Annotated in this window: 15 protein-coding genes; 9 read left to right on the top strand and 6 right to left on the bottom strand. The window is 63.2% G+C overall.

The genetic code is table 11. The features are described from left to right. Positions 1-227: 227 nt before the first annotated feature. Positions 228-908 carry a methyltransferase family protein gene (locus tag P3T22_RS22055; protein WP_429326111.1) on the bottom strand — a complete coding sequence of 227 codons (681 nt, stop codon included), beginning with the start codon at positions 906-908 and terminating at the stop codon, positions 228-230. A gap of 62 nt (positions 909-970) precedes the next feature. Next, positions 971-1,810 (bottom strand): arylamine N-acetyltransferase family protein, encoded by an 840-nt coding sequence (locus P3T22_RS22050; RefSeq protein ID WP_429326110.1) that lies wholly within the window; start codon positions 1,808-1,810, stop codon positions 971-973. 551 nt (positions 1,811-2,361) lie between these two features. On the opposite strand from P3T22_RS22050, the gene P3T22_RS22045 reads away from it, so the two are divergent. From P3T22_RS22045 to P3T22_RS22020, 6 genes are all read left to right on the top strand, one after another. Beyond that, positions 2,362-3,885: a carbohydrate porin gene (locus P3T22_RS22045; RefSeq protein ID WP_429326109.1), complete on the top strand. Its 1,524-nt coding sequence runs from the start codon at positions 2,362-2,364 to the stop codon at positions 3,883-3,885. A 104-nt stretch (positions 3,886-3,989) separates the two neighbouring features. Then, the gene (locus P3T22_RS22040) at positions 3,990-5,141 is read left to right on the top strand and encodes a hypothetical protein (RefSeq protein WP_429326108.1); all 1,152 of its coding nucleotides are present in this window, start codon (positions 3,990-3,992) and stop codon (positions 5,139-5,141) included. An 87-nt stretch (positions 5,142-5,228) separates the two neighbouring features. Beyond that, complete coding sequence (locus P3T22_RS22035; protein WP_429326107.1) at positions 5,229-6,617, top strand: Dyp-type peroxidase; 1,389 nt, start codon at positions 5,229-5,231, stop codon at positions 6,615-6,617. Between the two features lie 84 nt (positions 6,618-6,701). Beyond that, positions 6,702-7,733, top strand: a complete 1,032-nt coding sequence (locus P3T22_RS22030; RefSeq protein WP_063498763.1) for an iron ABC transporter substrate-binding protein — start codon at positions 6,702-6,704, stop codon at positions 7,731-7,733. Further along, positions 7,734-9,338 carry an ABC transporter permease gene (locus P3T22_RS22025; protein WP_063498762.1) on the top strand — a complete coding sequence of 535 codons (1,605 nt, stop codon included), beginning with the start codon at positions 7,734-7,736 and terminating at the stop codon, positions 9,336-9,338. Positions 9,339-9,377: 39 nt separating this feature from the next. Continuing rightward, positions 9,378-10,436 carry an ABC transporter ATP-binding protein gene (locus tag P3T22_RS22020; RefSeq protein WP_063498761.1) on the top strand — a complete coding sequence of 353 codons (1,059 nt, stop codon included), beginning with the start codon at positions 9,378-9,380 and terminating at the stop codon, positions 10,434-10,436. Positions 10,437-10,538: 102 nt separating this feature from the next. On the opposite strand, the gene P3T22_RS22015 is transcribed toward P3T22_RS22020, so the two are convergent. Further along, positions 10,539-11,426: a LysR family transcriptional regulator gene (locus P3T22_RS22015; RefSeq protein WP_429326106.1), complete on the bottom strand. Its 888-nt coding sequence runs from the start codon at positions 11,424-11,426 to the stop codon at positions 10,539-10,541. 114 nt (positions 11,427-11,540) lie between these two features. Here P3T22_RS22015 and P3T22_RS22010 point away from each other — a divergent pair, with 114 nt between their 5' ends. After that, the gene (locus P3T22_RS22010; RefSeq protein WP_429326105.1) at positions 11,541-12,461 is read left to right on the top strand and encodes a DMT family transporter; all 921 of its coding nucleotides are present in this window, start codon (positions 11,541-11,543) and stop codon (positions 12,459-12,461) included. Between the two features lie 45 nt (positions 12,462-12,506). On the opposite strand, the gene P3T22_RS22005 is transcribed toward P3T22_RS22010, so the two are convergent. The 3 genes from P3T22_RS22005 to P3T22_RS21995 form a co-directional block, all read right to left on the bottom strand. Further along, entirely contained in the window at positions 12,507-12,758 is a 252-nt protein-coding gene (locus tag P3T22_RS22005; RefSeq protein WP_429326104.1) for a Txe/YoeB family addiction module toxin, read from the bottom strand. Between the two features lie 10 nt (positions 12,759-12,768). Beyond that, the gene (locus tag P3T22_RS22000) at positions 12,769-13,062 is read right to left on the bottom strand and encodes a type II toxin-antitoxin system Phd/YefM family antitoxin (RefSeq protein WP_429326103.1); all 294 of its coding nucleotides are present in this window, start codon (positions 13,060-13,062) and stop codon (positions 12,769-12,771) included. Between the two features lie 267 nt (positions 13,063-13,329). Beyond that, positions 13,330-14,628, bottom strand: coding sequence for an MFS transporter (locus tag P3T22_RS21995; protein WP_063498756.1), 1,299 nt, complete (start codon positions 14,626-14,628; stop codon positions 13,330-13,332). A gap of 199 nt (positions 14,629-14,827) precedes the next feature. Between P3T22_RS21995 and P3T22_RS21990 the strand changes: the two genes are divergently transcribed. After that, positions 14,828-15,601: a GntR family transcriptional regulator gene (locus P3T22_RS21990; RefSeq protein WP_429326102.1), complete on the top strand. Its 774-nt coding sequence runs from the start codon at positions 14,828-14,830 to the stop codon at positions 15,599-15,601. 8 nt (positions 15,602-15,609) lie between these two features. Continuing rightward, entirely contained in the window at positions 15,610-17,280 is a 1,671-nt protein-coding gene (gene mdcA / locus P3T22_RS21985; RefSeq protein ID WP_429326101.1) for a malonate decarboxylase subunit alpha, read from the top strand. The last annotated feature ends 1 nt before the right edge of the window (position 17,281 follow it).

Genomic DNA, 17,281 nt, shown 5'->3' with positions numbered 1-17,281 from the left:
ATAGACAAGTCTGCATCAGTCAAAAAGCCGTCGCAAGAAGATTTATTCGAAATTGCGGGAATCATCGGGTAAGCCCCTATAAGCCCCCGTGCGACAGGGAATTTAAGGGAATTTTGAATGGAGAAAGATGGAATGCGGTGGCGGCTGTGTGCGCCAGCGTGGTGCGCTTTGTCTAGACAGGTTGGTATCTGAAGCGCTGACGAGCTTCGAGTTGGCGCATTGCCCCCCTACCAGATGAACGGCACGAAGCGATAACGCACGCGCGTGGTGTAGTCGGTATAGCCCTCGAGTTGCGCGGCCAGCACGCGCTCCTCGCGCACAGCCCGCCAGCCGATACCGATCACCAGCAGCGGCACGCAGGCAAGGCCCCACCACGAGCCGAGCAGTAACGGCGTGCCGATGAACAACAACAGCGCGGCCGCGTACATCGGATGACGAACGTGGGCATACGGGCCGGTGTCGATGACTTTATGACCGCGGCTTGCCTGGATCTTCACGACCGGCGCGGCATAGCTATTGGCCCGGAAGACGATCAGGCACATGAAAATACAGAGGAAGATGCAAAGCGAGCCAAGGCTTACCAGCCAGACTGGCAACGGCGCCGACCAGCGATAGCGCATTGCGTCGACTCCCATCAGGACGAGCCAGGCGCACCACATCACCGCCACGCCCACCATAAAGAAGCGGTCCCAGCGGCTTTGTTGCGCCTGAACGATCGGCGCGAGACGCTCGGCAAGCAGGCCGGGATCGTGGCGCGCCAGCCAGAAACCGACCCATAAACTCAGTCCGCCAGTCTCGATCAGATACCACCACCCCGCAGGCCACGCGAGCGTGCCCGCGGCGCCGAACAGCAGCGCGCCCATGCATGCCAGCCAGACCGCCGTTTGCAGGATGAGTCGCGTGATCATGGTTGGGTCGTGGCGCTCGTTGGTGGGGGCTGGGGGTTGGTGGTGCCCGTTACGCGCTCGCCTCAGGCGGAAGCCAGCGCGGGTGAGCGCACGCGCCCGAATACGTCCGCAATGTCGATGTCGCCAGTGTTCAGACCGAATTGATCGTGCAGGCAGGCCGCGAGTTCGTCCGCGGTCTTGAGTTGCCGCTCGCTGATGAGCCGGCCATCTGCCGCGCGTTCGCTCAGTTGGTCGTTGAGCAAGGTCAGGCGCGATTCCGGCAGGATCCGGCAAACGATCAGGTTGTTCAGGAAAACTGAATCTGGCGCGGTCGAGGTGTACCAGTTCGAGGTCTCGTAGTCGATCCATTCGACCGGATGCAAGTCGAAACGGTAGATGCGGGCCCAGGTTTCATCGAGAGATTGCACTTCGAGGTAGAGCGCGCCGTGCGATGCATCGGCCAGGCGGAACGTGCCTAGCTGCGTGGACTGCGCGGTGCCGGCGATCAGGCGCAGCGGTGCTGTGAGCGTCATGCTGCCGAAACCGACGTCGGCAATCCATGCTTCGTTCTTGATGTCGACACGCAAGACCATGTGCGTGCGCGGCGGGATCGTGTCGGATTCGCGGCCCCAAAGAACCCGGCCCAGCAGGGGCGTTACGTTGAAGCCTAACTGCATCAGGACGTTCGCGAAGAGTGCGTTCTGTTCGAAGCAGTAGCCACCGCGCTTTTGCGTGATCAGCTTGTGTTCGACCGATTCGAGATCGAGTTTTACCGCGCGGCGCGTGAGCGGGCTCAGGTTCTCGAAGGGGATCGATCTGGGGTGCAGCTTGTGGAGTTCCTGGAGTACTTCCAACGTCGTCGCGCGGGGCCCTTGGTAGCCTATGCGGGTGAAGTAGTTTTCCAGATTCACTATGTGTGACATCGGTGTCGTCCCGGTATGGTTTGGCGGCTGGGCACTTCAGGGCTTCGTGCTACAGCGCGGCATTGGAAGACGATCATAGCTTCTTTTATTGTCCGCCCAGCACGCCGCCCTTCCTTGTTTTCGTAGTGGACCATTGCGGTCTATTGGCGGTGATCTATTGGCGTCACCGCTGTGCGGGGCGGCGCCAACTTCGGAGAACGCTCACTACTATCCCTTCAACACTGACGTCGCGATCGACGAAACACTAATCCCATGACTCGACGCGAACTGCACCGGTTCGGCATTAACAAATGCATACTAAAACATTACGCCTTTATTCCATTTAACCTACACGCAAACAACCTTTAGCAGCAGTACGTAAAGCTCACAATTACACGCCAGTAATATTGATGCGAATCGTTCTCATTAGTATTGACGCACCCATTCCGTATGCGTACGATCTCGCCATCTGCTGCATCAGGCGTCGCGAACCGATGCAGCACATCGCAGGCCCACGGTGATGTCGCGCCGCGATAGTTAGATCAGTCGATACAACACCAACAAGGATTTCGATGAAGTTCGCCCAAACAGCTGAACCCGCCGGCCAGGCGCGTTCGCTTCGCGACTCCGCTTTGTACATCGGCGCCACGCGCCGTTCGCGTTTGCCGTCGATGCGGCGCGCCGCGCTCTGCACGGCATTTGCCTGGGCCTCGTTGACCGCCGGCGCAGCCATGGCCGAAGCCAATCCCGATGCCACACCCGAAGCGCCGGAAGCCGACCTGAACATCAAGGCGACGCAAACGAACCAATGGACCGGCTTCTGGAATCGGCCGACGATGCTCGGCGACATCGGCGGCCTGCGCCCCTGGCTCGGCAAATACGGCGTGACGTTCGCGCTCACCGAAACCAGCGAAGTGCTCGCCAACGTCCGCGGCGGCCTCTCGCGCGGCGCGGACTACGACGGCCTGACGACCGCGACCGTGCAGATGGATACGCAAAAGGCGTTCGGTCTACCGGGCGGCCTGTTCAACGTCAGCGCCTTGCAGATCCACGGCGCCAACCTCAGCGCCAACAAGCTGGGCACGCTGAATACGGCGAGCGGCATCGAAGCCGATGACACGACCCGCCTGTGGGAACTGTGGTACCAGCAGTCGTTCCTGAACAAGCGCATCGACGTCAAGATCGGGCAGCAAAGTATCGACCAGGAATTCATCACCAGCACGAATTCGGCACTGTTCGTGAATACGATGTTCGGCTGGCCGGCCCTGCCGTCCTACGACATGCCGTCCGGCGGCCCCGCTTACCCGCTGGCCGACCTCGGCGTGCGCGTGCGCGGGCAGATCACGCCCTCGTTGACGGCACTCGCCGGCGTCTTCGATGGCGACCCGCTCGGCAACAACCCGAACAACAAGAGCGGCACCAACTTCAACCTGCATAACAGCACGCTGTTCATCGGCGAGTTGCAGTACGCGATCAACCAGCCGGCCGACGGCGAAATGGTCGGTGCGGGCGGCGGCGGTTTGCCGGGCACGTACAAGCTTGGCGTCTGGTACAACAACGGCAGCTTCGCCGATCAGCGCTTTGACAACACAGGCCTCTCGCTTGCGAACCCGGCGAGCACCGGTGTTGCGCAGAATCATCATGGCGACTACAGCTTCTACGCGGTAGCCGACCAGATGATCTGGCGCCCGGATCCGGACGAGCCGCGCAGCCTGAACGTCTTCGCGCGTGTGATGGGCGCGCCGGGCGACCGCAACCTGGTGAGCGTCGCCGCCAACCTGGGCGTCGTACTGAAAGCCCCGTTCGCCGGCCGCGACAACGACAGCGCCGGCATCGCGCTTACCTACATCAAGATCGGCAACCACGCCAACGGCCTCGATCAGGACAACCTCGCCTTCAGCGGCGGCCCGTACGGCGTGCGCACCAGCGAAACCACGCTCGAAGCGACCTACCAGTACCAGGTCAACCCGTGGTGGCAGTTGCAAGCCGATGCGCAATACACGTTCAATGCCGGCGCCGGCCAGAACCCGAGCGACCCGACGCAGCCGCTGCGCAACACGTTCGTCGTCGGCGTGCGGACCAACATTACGTTCTGATTGATGCCGTTCGCCCTCACCACACACGCTCAAGACACATCGAATCCCATGCTTTCGATCATGACCGCAACCACCGCTTTGTGCGCAGGCACGGAGGCTCACTCATGAACAATCCCACGCGCAAATTTTCGCCGCGTGCCGCGCGGGCCCTGATCGCCGCCTCGGTCGGCGCTGCCGCGTTCGCGACCGCTGGCCTCGCGCACGCCGAGCCGCAAGGTTTTCTCGAAACCGTCAAGCATCACACCACGCTGATCAACACCGTGCCGGAAAACGGCGACCAGAATCCGTACGCGGTGGTGGTCGCGCCGGTCTCGGCAGGCACCGTCAAGCAAGGTGACGTGCTGGTCGGCAACTTCAATAACTCGACCAATCTGCAAGGCACCGGCAGCACGATCGTCAACTATCACCCGGACACCAAACAGATGACGGTGTTCGCGACGGTGCCGCGCGATCTGAAGGAGTGTCCGGGCGGCATCGGTCTGTCGACCGCGATGACGATGCTCAAGTCGGGTTACGTGATCGTCGGCAGCACGCCGAGCAACGACGGCACCACCGGCACCAAGGGCGCCGGCTGTCTGATCGTGATCGATCCGAACGGCAAGGTCGCGTCGACCATCACCAGCCCGAACATCAACGATCCGTGGGGCAATATGGCGGTCGTCGACAACGGCACGAGCGCGACGCTGTTCGTCAGCAACGCCGGCTTCGGCGTGGGCGGCGCGGACGGCAATCCGCCGGTGTTCAAGCAGGCCACCGTGCTGCGTCTGGACCTCGACGTGCCTACGGCTAAGCCGCCGGTCGTGAAGAAGGAAACCGTGGTGGGCAGCGGCTTCGGCGCGCAGGCCGACAAGGGCGTGTTCCTCGTCGGCCCGACCGGACTCGCGCTGTCGGGCGATCAGAAACTGCTCTACGTGTCCGATGCAATCGGCAACCGCGTCACCGAAATCGACGAACCGATGACGCGCGACACCAGCGCCGGCGTAGGCCGTCAACTGACCGCCGACGGCCTGCTGCACCGCCCGCTCGCCATGGTCACCGCACCGAACGGCCACCTGCTCGTCACCAACGCGCTGAACGGCCAGATCGTCGAAATCGATCCTGCCAGCGGCAAACAGATCTACGCTCGCTGGATCGACACCGACAAGGCACAATCGCCCCCGGGCAACGGCGACCTGTTCGGTCTCGCGATGACGCCCGAAGGCGACGGTTTCTATTACGTGCAGGACGACGTGAACACCCTGGTGCTCGCGAAGTAAAAGAAGAAGCAAAGACGGACGCAGATCCGGCCACCGAGCCGGACGCAACACCGGCACACCCCACGGCCAAACGAAGGTGAAGGAACCATGGCAAACGATCAACCCCCGCGGCCCTCACGGCGCGGTTTTCTGAAGGCCGGCAGTGCGGCGGTCGCGGCGGGCGCGAGCCTCGGCGCGACCGGCGTCGCCCAGGCCGCGCTTGGCAAGACGCCGGCGCACGCCGCCGATCCGACCATGGCGGTCGAGCCGTTCTACGGCCTGCACCAAGGCGGCATCGTCACGCCGCAGCAAAGTCACACGTATGTCGCCGCCCTCGATCTCACGACTGAGAAACGCGATGACGTGATCGCGCTGCTGCGTGCCTGGACCGACGCTGCCGCGCGCCTGACGCAAGGCGCCACGGCCGGACCGCTGCCGACTGACGCGGCTGCGAAAACAGCACTGGCCGACACAAAGATTGATACGCAGGTCGAGACAAAGGCTGACGCCAAGGCGAACGACACGGCCTACAGCCCGACCAACGCCAAAGCCGCGCCCGATTCCGGCGATGTGCTCGGCTTGGGCCCATGCGGCCTGACGATCACGTTCGGTTTCGGCCCGGGCCTGTTCACGAAGGACGGCAAGGACCGCTATGGCCTCGCCTCGCGCCGCCCCGCCGCACTTGTCGATCTGCCGCGTTTCAACGGCGATCAGCTGATCGCCGAAAAAACCGGCGGCGACCTGTTTATCCAGGCCTGCGCGAACGACCAGCAGGTCGCGTTTCATGCGGTCCGGCAATTGGCGCGTCTCGCGTACGGCACCGCAGCGATGCGCTGGGGCCAGTCCGGTTTCCTGTCCGGCCCGCGCGGTCAGACGCCGCGCAATCTGATGGGTTTCAAGGACGGCACCAACAATCCGTCGACCGCGAAGCCGCAGCTGATGAACGAATTCGTCTGGGCCGGCGCCACCGCCGACGCACCGTGGATGGAAGGCGGCACCTACACCGTCGTACGGCGCATCCGCATCACGCTCGAGCACTGGGACAACACCGAGGTCGGCTTCCAGGAACAGGTGTTCGGCCGTCACAAGTACAGCGGCGCGCCGATCGGCAAGAAGAACGAGTTCGATCCGGTGGACCTGAAGGAAGAGGACAAGGACGGCAATCCGGTCATTCCGGAAAACTCGCACGTGCGTCTGTCGAATCAGGCGAGCAACAACGGCGCGCAGATTCTGCGCCGTTCGTACTCGTATAACGAAGGCACGAATTTTTACATCGAGCGCTGGCCGCCGTGGCGCCAGGAAACCGAGTACGACGCGGGATTGATTTTCCTCGCTCACCAGAGCGACCCGCGCAAGGGCTTCATTCCGATCAACGAAAAGCTCGCGAAGTTCGACATGATGAACCAGTTCACGACGCACGTCGGCAGCGCGATATTCGCTGTGCCGCCGGGCGCGAAGCCGGGTTCGTATATCGGCGCGGGGCTGTTCGAGACGTAATGCAAGCCGCGAAGCAAGCCGCCGGCCGGGAGGCCGGCGGTGCATCGAAGATCAACAACACCATCTTTAACGGATTTTAGGATCATGGCTCATTCCTGGTTTGGCACCCGCCTGCGCCTCGTCAGCAGCGCCGCCGCGCTCACGCTCGCGGCGTTCGCGGCCGTGCCGTCGACGGCCCACGCTGCTTCGATCACGCTGTACAACGCACAGCACGAACAGGTCGTCAATGTGCTCGCCAAAGACTTCGAGAAGCAGTCGGGCATTTCGGTGAAGATCCGCAACGGCGAAGGCCCGGCGATGGCTGCGCAAATCGTGGCGGAAGGCGCAGCGACGCCCGCCGACGTGTATTTCACGGAAAATTCGCCTGAGCTGATGCTGCTGGAAGAGAAAGGCCTGCTGAACAAGGTGGACGGTGCGACGCTCGCAACCGTGCCGGCGCGCTTCAACTCGCCGACCGGCGCATGGGTGGGCGTGACCGCACGCGAAAGCGTGCTGGCCTACAACACGGCCAGGCTGCAGGCATCGCAACTGCCGCAATCGCTGTTCGATCTGGCCAAGCCGGAATGGAAAGGCAAGGTCGGCATCGCACCGAGCGACAGCGACTTCCTGCCGCTGGTGAGCGCCGTGCTCGCGTTGAAGGGTGAAGCGCAAACCGTGCAATGGCTGAAGGGCCTGAAAGCCAACGCCCAGATTTTCGACGACGACGAAGGCGTGGTGGCCGCCGTCAATCGCGGCGGCGTCGCGACCGGTCTGATCAACAACTACTACTGGGCGCGTCTGCACGCTGAACTCGGCGATGCGAAAACCCGCAGCGCGATCTATCATTTTGGCAACGGCGACGTCGGCGCGATGGTGAACGTGTCGGGCGCAGCGGTACTGAAGTCGGCCCATAACACGGACGGCGCGCAGAAGTTTCTTGCGTACCTGGTGAGCGAACGCGCACAGCAGTTGATGGCGAAGAGCCACGTCATGTTCGAATATCCGCTGCACGCAGGCGTTGCACCGGACCCGATCCTCAAACCTTTCGCTGAACTGAACCCGCCGGCGCTGACCATTCAGCAACTCGGCGACGACAGCCAGGCCGGCAAGCTGCTGCGTCAGGCAGGTTTGCTGTAAATGAGCGATGCCATGTCAGCCGGCCCTCCGGCTGTAACCCCCGCCGCGGCGCGCGCCCATTCGCGCGCGCCGCGCGGTTTGTTCGCGGCAGCAGCACTCAGCGCTTTGCTGGTGTTGCTGCCGATTGCGTTTACCTTCTGGCGCGCGGCGAGCTTCGGTATCGGCGAGGCCGTCGACCTGATCTTCCGGCCGCTGGTAGGCGAACTGCTGGTCAACACGCTGTTGATCACCGTATCGACCACACTCGTCTGCGCGGTCGTCGGCACGGCCGCCGCATGGTTTGTCGAACGCACGCATTTGCCGGGGCGTCGCCTCTGGGCCGTGCTCGCCGCCGCGCCGCTTGCAATGCCGGCCTTCATCTCGAGCTATGCCTGGGTGTCGCTGAGTCTGGATTTGCAGGACTTCAACGGCGCGCTGCTGGTGCTGAGCTCCGCCTATTTCCCGCTCGTTTATCTGCCGGTGGCCGCGGCGTTGCGCAGTATGGACCCCGCGCTCGAAGAAAGCGCGCGCGCGCTCGGCTGCAACCGTTGGACCACGTTCGTTCGCGTCGTGCTGCCGCAACTGCGCCCTGCGCTGCTCGGCGGCATGCTGCTGGTGGCGCTCGGCGTGCTGTCCGAATTCGGCGCGTTTACGCTGCTGCGCTTTCGCACCTTCACCACGCAGATCTACGCGGAATACCGCACCAGTTTCGATGGCGGTGGCGCTTCGCTGCTCGCGTGCCTGCTGATCGTGATCTGCCTGATCGTGCTGGCGTTCGAGTTTCGGGTGCGCGGCGCGGCGCGTTATGAACGCGTCGATCGCGGCACCCGCCGTGCGGTGTTGCGCTACGACCTCGGCGCATGGCGCTGGATCGTCGTTGCCGGCTTCGCCGCGCTGGCGATCGCAACGCTCGGCGTGCCGCTCGGCATGATCGGCTATTGGCTCACGCAACCGGGCGCGGCTGCCGTCACACCGGCCGACGTGTCGCCCGAACTGCTGTTCAACGCGACCATCTCTTCGCTCGGCTTCGGGCTCGCCGCCGCGCTGCTGACCACGCTGCTGGTCGTGCCGCTCGCGTTCCTGCTGGTGCGCTATCCGACGCGTTTCGCGACGCTGTTCGAACGCACCGTGTTTCTGGCGCAAGGCATACCGGGGCTGGTGATCGCGCTGGCCATCGTGTCGCTCGCGGTGCATGCGCTGCAAGCGCTTTACCAAAGCGCGACGCTGCTGGTGATCGCTTACGCGATGCTGTTCATGCCGGTGGCATTGGTGAGCGTGCGCGCCGCCTTCATGCAGGCACAGCCGCGCCTCGAAGAGACAGCACGCGCGCTCGGCCTGACCTGGTCGCAGACCCTCCTGCGCGTGGTGTTGCCGCTGGCGGGTCCGGGACTCGGCGCGGCCGCGGCGATGGTGTTCATCTCGGTCGTCACCGAGCTCAACGCGACGCTGCTGCTCTCCCCGATCGACACGCAAACACTCGCCACCCAAGTTTGGGCCGATACTTCGACGATGGCGTTCGCCGCCGCAGCACCCTATGCGGCACTGCTCACCGGCATCTCGCTGTTCGCCTCCGGCCTGCTATTCGCGTTGCTCGGCAAATCGGCGTTGCTTGGCGAACGCAGCTGAACGTCGCGCACTGTCGCACGCTTTTTCCATCGGATTTTCATGAGCGAACTTCGTATCCGCGGACTGCAAAAATCGTTCGACGGCCATCCGGTGCTGCACGGCATCGATCTCTCCGTCGAGCGCGGCACGCTGCTCGCGCTGCTAGGACCGTCCGGCAGCGGCAAGACCACCTTGCTGCGCCTGTTGTGCGGCTTCGAACGCGCGGATAGAGGCAGCGTCGAAATCGACGGCCGCCTCGTTGCCGGCGACAACCTGCATGTGCCTTCCGAGCAGCGCCACATTGGCTATGTGCCGCAGGAAGGCGCGCTGTTTCCGCATCTTTCCGTAGCGGACAATATTGTGTTCGGCTTGCCGCGTACGCAGCGCCGCGCGCGTCACCGTGTAGCCGAATTGCTGGAGCTGGTCGGCTTGCCGGCGAACTTCGGCGCGCGCGCGCCGCAGCAGTTGTCGGGTGGCCAGCAGCAGCGTGTCGCACTGGCTCGCGCGCTCGCGCCGTCGCCGACACTGGTGATGCTCGATGAGCCCTTCTCGTCGCTCGACGCCGCATTGCGCCTCGAAACGCGCCAGGCGGTAGCCAGTGCGTTAGCCGCGGCCGGCGCGACTGCCGTGCTCGTCACGCACGATCAATCGGAAGCGCTGTCGCTCGGCCATGAGGTCGCCGTGCTGTGGAACGGCCGGCTGATCCAGACCGCGACGCCGGAGACGCTGTACCGCAGGCCGGTGACGCGTGAACTCGCGTCGTTCGTCGGTGAAGCGGTGTTGTTGCCGGGCGTGGTCAAGCGGGATCGCGTCAACTGCGAGCTCGGAGATTTGCCGCTGTGCGAGCCGATGGGCAACGGCGCGGTCGACGTCATGGTGCGGCCTGAACAGATCCGTCTGCTGCGTGCCGAAGAAACGATGCCGAACGGCGTGGTGTCTCATGACGCCATCGTGCAGGAGGTGATCTTTCAGGGGCAGGATGCGGGCGTCGCGCTGGAATTGCAGTCCGGCGCGCGGACGGTGGTTCGCGCGCGCGTGCCGGGGTATCTGTCGCCGCGGCCGGGCGAACACGTGCGGCTCGCGGTGGATGGTGAAGTGACCGCTTATCCGCGGGGTTGAGCGGCGCAAGTTAAGCCTGAAAGTTGAACCGCAAGGCTGAGCGGAGCGTAAGCGGCGTATCGAAGCAACACCCTTGAGGGGCGCGCTTCCGTCGCTGCGTCATCACGCCGGCGCCGCCGCCCCGCGCGTTTGCGTGCGCAGCGACAAATCCTGCACCATCTGCGCGGCCAGATAATCGCACGTCGGCCGGTCCGATTTGGCGCTGCGCGCCACCACGATTTCCAGCGGCGCGATCTTCGGCAAACCTTGCGCTTCGCCGAGTATCGCCAGCCGCGGCGGCACGCTGCAGCGCGTGAGCGCGATCACCGAAAGCCCCGCATCCACGGTCGCCACCAAACCCATCAGACTTGCGCTGCTAAATGCCGCCCGATAGCGGATATGTGCGCCGTCGAGCGCCGCCAGCGTATGCTCGCGCGCGACACAGCCCGGCTCGTAAAGTCCGACCGGCAATGGCGATGCCGCCAGCACCGGCGTATCGACCGACGCCCCCACCCATACCATCGGCTCGCTGCGCACGAATTCGCCGCGCAATTTGCGGTCGCGCGTGACGAAGGCGAGATCGATCTTGTTATCGGCCAGCATTGGCGCGAGCGACGTGCTCTGCGCGCAGACGATCTCGATCTCCACGTGCGGATACAGATTCGAAAAGCGCCGCAACACCGGCGACAGCAGCGACGACACGTAATCGTCCGGTGCGCCCAGCACCACGCGCCCGGTCACCTCGGGCCGCACGATCGCCGACCACGCCTCCTCATGCAACGCCAACACACGCCGCGCGTATTCGAGCAGCGTATTGCCGGGCCGCGTGAGCGAGAGATTGCGCGTGTTGCGGGCAAACAGCGTGGTGCCGAGCATGGTTTCGAGCCGCTTGATCTGCATGCTGACCGCCGCCTGCGAGCGGTGCACGGTAGTCGAGGCCTTCGTGAAGCTGCCCGTTTCCACCACCGCGACGAAGGTGCGCAGCAAATCGACGTCGAATTCCGGGTGCATGATTTATCAATCCAGCTTATGGAATTACTCAATTTAATTCGTTTGTCGGTACCGCGCAAGCCGCGTAATACTTGTGACTCCACCTTATGTGACCCATTTTCGGAGCGGCTTCGCATGTCCCTCACCCAACGTCAACAAGGCGCCATTACGCTGGCCAGCGGCGGACTTTTGATGGGCACGCTCGGCATCTTCGTCGAGGAAGCGCGGCTCGGCGCGTTGACGCTGGTGTTCTTTCGCTGCCTGTTCGGTTTTCTTTCGCTCGCCGCGTATTGCGCGTGGAAAGGTTTCTTCACACGAGCGCATTTCACGCGGCGCACCGTCGCGCTGGCGCTGATCTCCGGCGTGTTGATGGTCACGCAGTGGGTTGGCTTCTTCGATGCGATTCATCGCACCAGCATTGCGGTGGCGACGGTGGTGTTTCATGTGCAGCCGTTCTGGGTCGTGCTGATGGGCGCGGCGCTGTTTAACGAGCGCCTCGGCGTCGACCGGCTTGGCTGGATCGCGACCGCGTTCGTCGGGCTTGTGTTGGCCTCGGGCGTTGCGGCGGCCGGGAATCTGCAGGGGCACGCGAGCTATCTGATCGGCATCGGCGAGGCATTGGCGGGCTCGGTGCTATACGCGAGCGTTACGCTGATCGCCAAAGGACTCGGCAATTTGCGGCCGCATTTGCTGACACTCGCGCAATGCGCGGTCGGCGTGGTGTGCCTGCCTTTCATTGCGCCGCTCACTGCCGTGCATATCGGGCCGATGCAATGGTTCTGGCTGGTCGGCATGGGCGTGCTGCACACGGGGCTGTCGTATGTGCTGATCTACGGAGCGCTGCCGAAGCTGAGCACGCCGATCATCGCCGTGCTGCTGTTCGTCTATCCGCTGACGGCGATCGTGGTCGATGCCGTTGTGTATGGGCGGGCGCTGTCGCTGCCGCAACTCGCGGGCATGGCATTGATCGTGATTGCGAGCCTCGGCGTGAATCTCGGCTGGCCGCTATTGTCGATGTTGCGTCCCCGCGGACAGGTGCGGCATCACGCGGATTGAGATTTGCCCTCGCGTGCATTTCCCATTCACCCGCGCCCGTTTTTTTTAGTCGTCGTAGTGGAAACGGCAAGCGATCACATAGATCTTTCCGTCTCTCGGCAAATAAACCAGTCGATCAGCGTGAGTGATGCGTCGCGACCAGAAACCGCTTAAGCTGCCCACCAGCGCTTCTGGCTTTCCAGTACCGCGAAAGGGATCGCGCCGACACTCCTCTAGCAGCGTATTGATCTTGTGTAAGACCTTTCGATCAGTCTCCTGCCAGTACAGGTAGTCGACCCACGCTTCGTCCGTGAACATAAAGACACTATCAGCCTTTGCGGCCTCCTCGTTGCAACTTTTCTGTTTGTTCATCGGTCAGCAGGTCGCGCGAAGTCGCACCGCCGGCATTCAACTGAGCGATAGATTTGGCAAGCCGCTGGGCGTTCTTCGATGAACTCAACAGATACAAGGTTTCCTGCATCGCATTGAAATCATCGAGCGAAACCATGACCACATTTTCGCCGCTCTGCCGGGTTATCAGCATGGGCGTGTGATCGCGGCAAACGTCGTCCATCGCTTGCTTAAAGCCGGCGCGGGCCTCGCTATAAGTAAGGACGTTCATTCGTTTTCTCGATCTGAGAGGTTTCCCTCCAGTCGCTCCTGTCAAAAAGTTAGAGACGTTTCCACCGCCAAACGGAGTACTTGTACCCGGGAGGCTGCCAAATGAGGTGGCGGCTCGCAGCAACAAAAATCAAGCTGAGCCGCCGCAATCATTGTACAGAGTACTGTACATACCGGCAAACCCAAAACTGCGTAGGAACACGTCGTCCAACCGATAGGAAGCATGCCCGTTAGCGACCATGCCCGCCACTCAGCCAAACGGCCAGTCTCACTGCGGCAGCACCTCCCCCTTCGTCTCCGGTGCAAACGGAATCACGAACAAGCCGACGACAAACGCCAGCGCCGTGAGCGCCACCGGCACGCCCAGCGTATGCATATGCAGCACCGCCGCGCCGAGCAAAAAGTTGACACCCGCCCCGACGAACCGTCCGAACGAAGTACAAAACGCGAACGCCGTGGCCCGCACGCGGGTCTCGAACTGCTCCGGCAGCCACAAGCTGAACAGTGCAAAATTGCCGCCGAAGAAGCCCAGCACGAAGAGCCACGCGATAAACGGCGCGAGCCCATTCGGCAAATAGAACGCCCAGCCGAAACTGCCGACAATCGCCACCGCCATGCCGGTGAAGTAAATCGCCAATGTATTCTTGCGGCCGATCCGCTCCGCCAGCGGCGGCAATGCGAGACAGCCGAGAATCGTCGCAATCGACAGCAAGCCGGTTGCCAGCGAAGCCGTCCTGATCGCATCGTTCTTCGCCATGCCGGCCTTCGTCGCCAGTTGAATCACAGCCGATGGCTCGTACACTGCGCCCGCCCACAGACCGATAATCGCGATCGTCAGCAGAATGCACGCGACCCACGTGCGGCGCCGGTACGCCGGCCCGAGGATTTCGCGCAGCGGTTTGACGTGCTCCGTGCGCGCCTCCGCCTTCTGCCACTTCTCCGACTCCTTCACGCGCAGCAGCACCAGAATCGCGACCACGACCGGCACGGCGCCGGTCAGGAACATCGCGCGCCAGCCGAAATGCACACCGATCGTGTAGTTGAGCGCGGCCGCCAGAAAGAATCCGGCGTAGTAGCCCGTTTGCAGATACCCGGCGCCCATCTTGCGGCGATCTTCCGGCCATGATTCAGCCACGTACGTCCCCGCCAGCGCCCACTCGCCACCAATGCCGACCCCGGCAATGAAACGGTAGATGGCGAGCTCCCAGACGTTGTGCGAAGTCGCGGCAAGTCCCGTGAAAATGGCGAACGTGAAAATAGTGCCCGCCAACACCTTGGTGCGGCCGAAGCGGTCCGCCAACGGCCCCCAGATGAACGACAGCCCCCAGCCAACCAGAAACAGCGCGAACAGAATCGAACCGGCGAGGCCGACATTCGCGGGCGTCGCGGCGTACCCCGAGCGCGGCAACAACTCGGTCAACGCCGGCGTCAACACAAGCGCGTAGATGAACGAGTCCATCCCATCGAGCGTCCAGCCAGCCCACGCTCCCCAAAACCCTGCGATCTGCGAACGATTGAGCGGCGTGCGGCGCCGCGCGACCGACGTGCGCTCGGTTAGTGAACTCATCATGCTCCTCCGGCCCTGCGGTTGACGTACGTGGCGTACGTGGCTGACATAAAGGGAACGACTGGATGGCGCGCCTGTTAGTGAACCGATGCGCCTCGTATAACGTTATTAAGAGGGCACCGCAGACCGCCGGTGGTGAAAAGCTTTCCGGGTTTGTCCGTCTTTAACTGGCACATTTTCATATATAATATTTGATATCATGAACGATGCAACAGATGGTTTTCCCCTGGACGCTCCGGCGCGCACCCCGCTTCTACCCGCGGCGGCGCCGCGTGAGAGCATGTCCCACGTCATCGCGGAGGCGCTGCGCGCGGCGATTGTCGAAGGCACCCTGGCACCTGGTGCGCCGCTGCGGCAGGACGCGATCGCGCGGCATTTTTCGGTCAGCGCAATTCCTGTGCGCGAGGCCTTGCGCCAGCTCGAAAGCGAAGGCTGGGCGCGAGCCGCCGTGCATAAAGGCGCGACCGTCGCGCCCTTGTCGGCGGATGAAGCACGCGAAATCTATGAGATCCGCTCCGCGCTGGAGAGCCTCGCCATCGGCCTGGCGATTCCGAATCACACTGCTGCCACGCTGCGCGAATCCGCCAGCCTCTGCCGTGCCGCCGAGCGCGAGTCCGATCCGTCGCTGTATGTCGCGCGCAATGTGGCCTTCCATATGAGCCTGTATGCACCGGCCGCCCGTCCGCAACTCGACGACATGATCGGCACGCTGCATCGGCGCGGCGAACGGTATTTACGCCTCAAGTTCGGCTTGCCGTCGTACAAGGGCGAGTCGGACAACGAACACGCCGCCTTGCTCGACGCGGTACAACGCCGTGATATTCCTGCTGCACAGTCCCTGGTCGTCGCGCATCTGCTCGGCACCGGCGACTTGCTGCATCGTTTCCTGACCGAACGCGCGCAGGCGGAAGCCGCGCTTGCAAACCAACCCAAGCCGCGCGCCAGACGCATGCGCACCACCACCGGGAGCTGAATCCGCCGATGAACCGACCCGCCGAAGCCGCCGAAGCTTCCACCACTGCACGGTCCTGGACCACCCGCCGCGACGAAAAGAACCGTCGCCTCGCGGCCATTGCACCGTGGCTGGAAGACGGCATCCTGCCGACCACCCGCATCGTCGATGCGCTCGAAACACTGATTCAACCGGGCGACCGCGTCGCACTCGAAGGCGACAACCAGAAACAGGCCGACTTCCTGTCCCGTTCGCTTGCCAAGGTCGATCCGCAAAAGATCCACGACGTGCATCTGCTGATTTCGAGCATCAGCCGCCCTGAACATCTGACGCTGTTCGAGCGCGGCATCGCGCATAAGGTCGATTTCTCGTTTGCCGGACCGCAAAGTTTGCGCGTCGCGCAGTTGCTCGAAGACGGCCAACTGGAAATCGGCGCGATCTACACGTACGTCGAGTTGTACGCGCGGATGTTCGTCGATCTCACGCCGCACGTCGCATTGCTGTGCGCGGAAAAGGCTGACCGTCACGGCAACCTGTACACCGGACCGAACACGGAAGACACGCCGACCATCGCCGAAGCCGCCGCGTTCCGGCATGGCATCGTGATCGTGCAGGTCAACGAAATCGTCGATGAACTGCCGCGCGTCGACATTCCGGGTTCGTGGGTCGACGTGGTCGTAGAGGCCGATAGGCCCTTTGCCGTCGAGCCGCTGTTCACGCGCGACCCGCGGCATATCGGCGACCTGCAGGTGCTCACCGCGATGATGGTGATTCGCGGCATCTACGAACCGTACGGCGTGAGTTCGCTGAATCACGGCATCGGCTTCGATACGGCGGCGATCGAATTGCTGCTGCCCACCTACGGCGAATCGCTCGGTCTGAAAGGCAAAATCTGCCGCAACTGGACGCTCAATCCGCACCCCACCATGATCCCCGCGATCGAGTCGGGCTGGGTCGACAGCATCCATTGCTTCGGCAGTGAAGTCGGCATGGAGGCGTATATCGAGGCGCGCCCCGACGTGTTTTTCACGGGCAACGACGGCAGCCTGCGCTCGAACCGTGTGCTGTGCCAACTGGCGGGTCAATACGGTGTCGATCTGTTTATCGGCTCCACCTTGCAGATCGACGCGGACGCGAATTCGTCGACGGTCACGCGCGGGCGTCTTGCCGGTTTCGGCGGTGCGCCGAACATGGGTCACGATCCGCGCGGCCGGCGTCATTCGAGCGAAGCGTGGCTCAAGCTGCTGAAAGACCAGGGTCCGGTCTCGCGCGGGCAGAAGCTGGTCGTGCAGATGGCCGAGACGTACAAGAAAGGGGGCGAGCCGACCTTCGTCGACGAACTCGATGCGGTCGCCGTCGGCGCGAAAAGCGGCATGCCGATTGCCCCCGTGATGATCTACGGCGACGACGTGAGCCATGTCGTCACCGAGGAAGGCATCGCGTATTTACACAAGGCCGAAGGGATCGACGAGCGGCGTGCGGCGTTGGCCGCGGTGGCCGGCGTGACGCCGATCGGGCTGCGCGCCAAGCCGGAGAAAACGGCTGAGTTGCGCCGGCGTGGCATCGTTGCGTATCCGGAAGATCTCGGCATTCGCCGCGGCGAAGCAAAGCGTTCGTTGCTGGCGGCACGCAGCATCGACGATCTGGTGACGTGGTCGGGTGGCCTGTACGCGCCGCCGGCCCGCTTCAGGAGCTGGTAAC

This window comes from Paraburkholderia sp. GAS348 (assembly GCF_050434205.1).
GTDB lineage: Bacteria > Pseudomonadota > Gammaproteobacteria > Burkholderiales > Burkholderiaceae > Paraburkholderia.
The sequence above is the reverse complement of the archived record's forward strand: the minus strand, read 5'-3'. Positions and strand labels throughout refer to the sequence as shown.

Bases quoted from the DNA above. Each gene is read 5' to 3' on its own strand.
- P3T22_RS22055 (WP_429326111.1), bottom strand. From the start codon at position 908: ATGATCACGCGACTCATCCTGCAAACGGCGGTCTGGCTGGCATGCATG.
- P3T22_RS22050 (WP_429326110.1), bottom strand. From the start codon at position 1,810: ATGTCACACATAGTGAATCTGGAAAACTACTTCACCCGCATAGGCTAC.
- P3T22_RS22045 (WP_429326109.1), top strand. From the start codon at position 2,362: ATGAAGTTCGCCCAAACAGCTGAACCCGCCGGCCAGGCGCGTTCGCTT.
- P3T22_RS22040 (WP_429326108.1), top strand. From the start codon at position 3,990: ATGAACAATCCCACGCGCAAATTTTCGCCGCGTGCCGCGCGGGCCCTG.
- P3T22_RS22035 (WP_429326107.1), top strand. From the start codon at position 5,229: ATGGCAAACGATCAACCCCCGCGGCCCTCACGGCGCGGTTTTCTGAAG.
- P3T22_RS22030 (WP_063498763.1), top strand. From the start codon at position 6,702: ATGGCTCATTCCTGGTTTGGCACCCGCCTGCGCCTCGTCAGCAGCGCC.
- P3T22_RS22025 (WP_063498762.1), top strand. From the start codon at position 7,734: ATGAGCGATGCCATGTCAGCCGGCCCTCCGGCTGTAACCCCCGCCGCG.
- P3T22_RS22020 (WP_063498761.1), top strand. From the start codon at position 9,378: ATGAGCGAACTTCGTATCCGCGGACTGCAAAAATCGTTCGACGGCCAT.
- P3T22_RS22015 (WP_429326106.1), bottom strand. From the start codon at position 11,426: ATGCACCCGGAATTCGACGTCGATTTGCTGCGCACCTTCGTCGCGGTG.
- P3T22_RS22010 (WP_429326105.1), top strand. From the start codon at position 11,541: ATGTCCCTCACCCAACGTCAACAAGGCGCCATTACGCTGGCCAGCGGC.
- P3T22_RS22005 (WP_429326104.1), bottom strand. From the start codon at position 12,758: ATGTTCACGGACGAAGCGTGGGTCGACTACCTGTACTGGCAGGAGACT.
- P3T22_RS22000 (WP_429326103.1), bottom strand. From the start codon at position 13,062: ATGAACGTCCTTACTTATAGCGAGGCCCGCGCCGGCTTTAAGCAAGCG.
- P3T22_RS21995 (WP_063498756.1), bottom strand. From the start codon at position 14,628: ATGAGTTCACTAACCGAGCGCACGTCGGTCGCGCGGCGCCGCACGCCG.
- P3T22_RS21990 (WP_429326102.1), top strand. From the start codon at position 14,828: ATGAACGATGCAACAGATGGTTTTCCCCTGGACGCTCCGGCGCGCACC.
- mdcA (WP_429326101.1), top strand. From the start codon at position 15,610: ATGAACCGACCCGCCGAAGCCGCCGAAGCTTCCACCACTGCACGGTCC.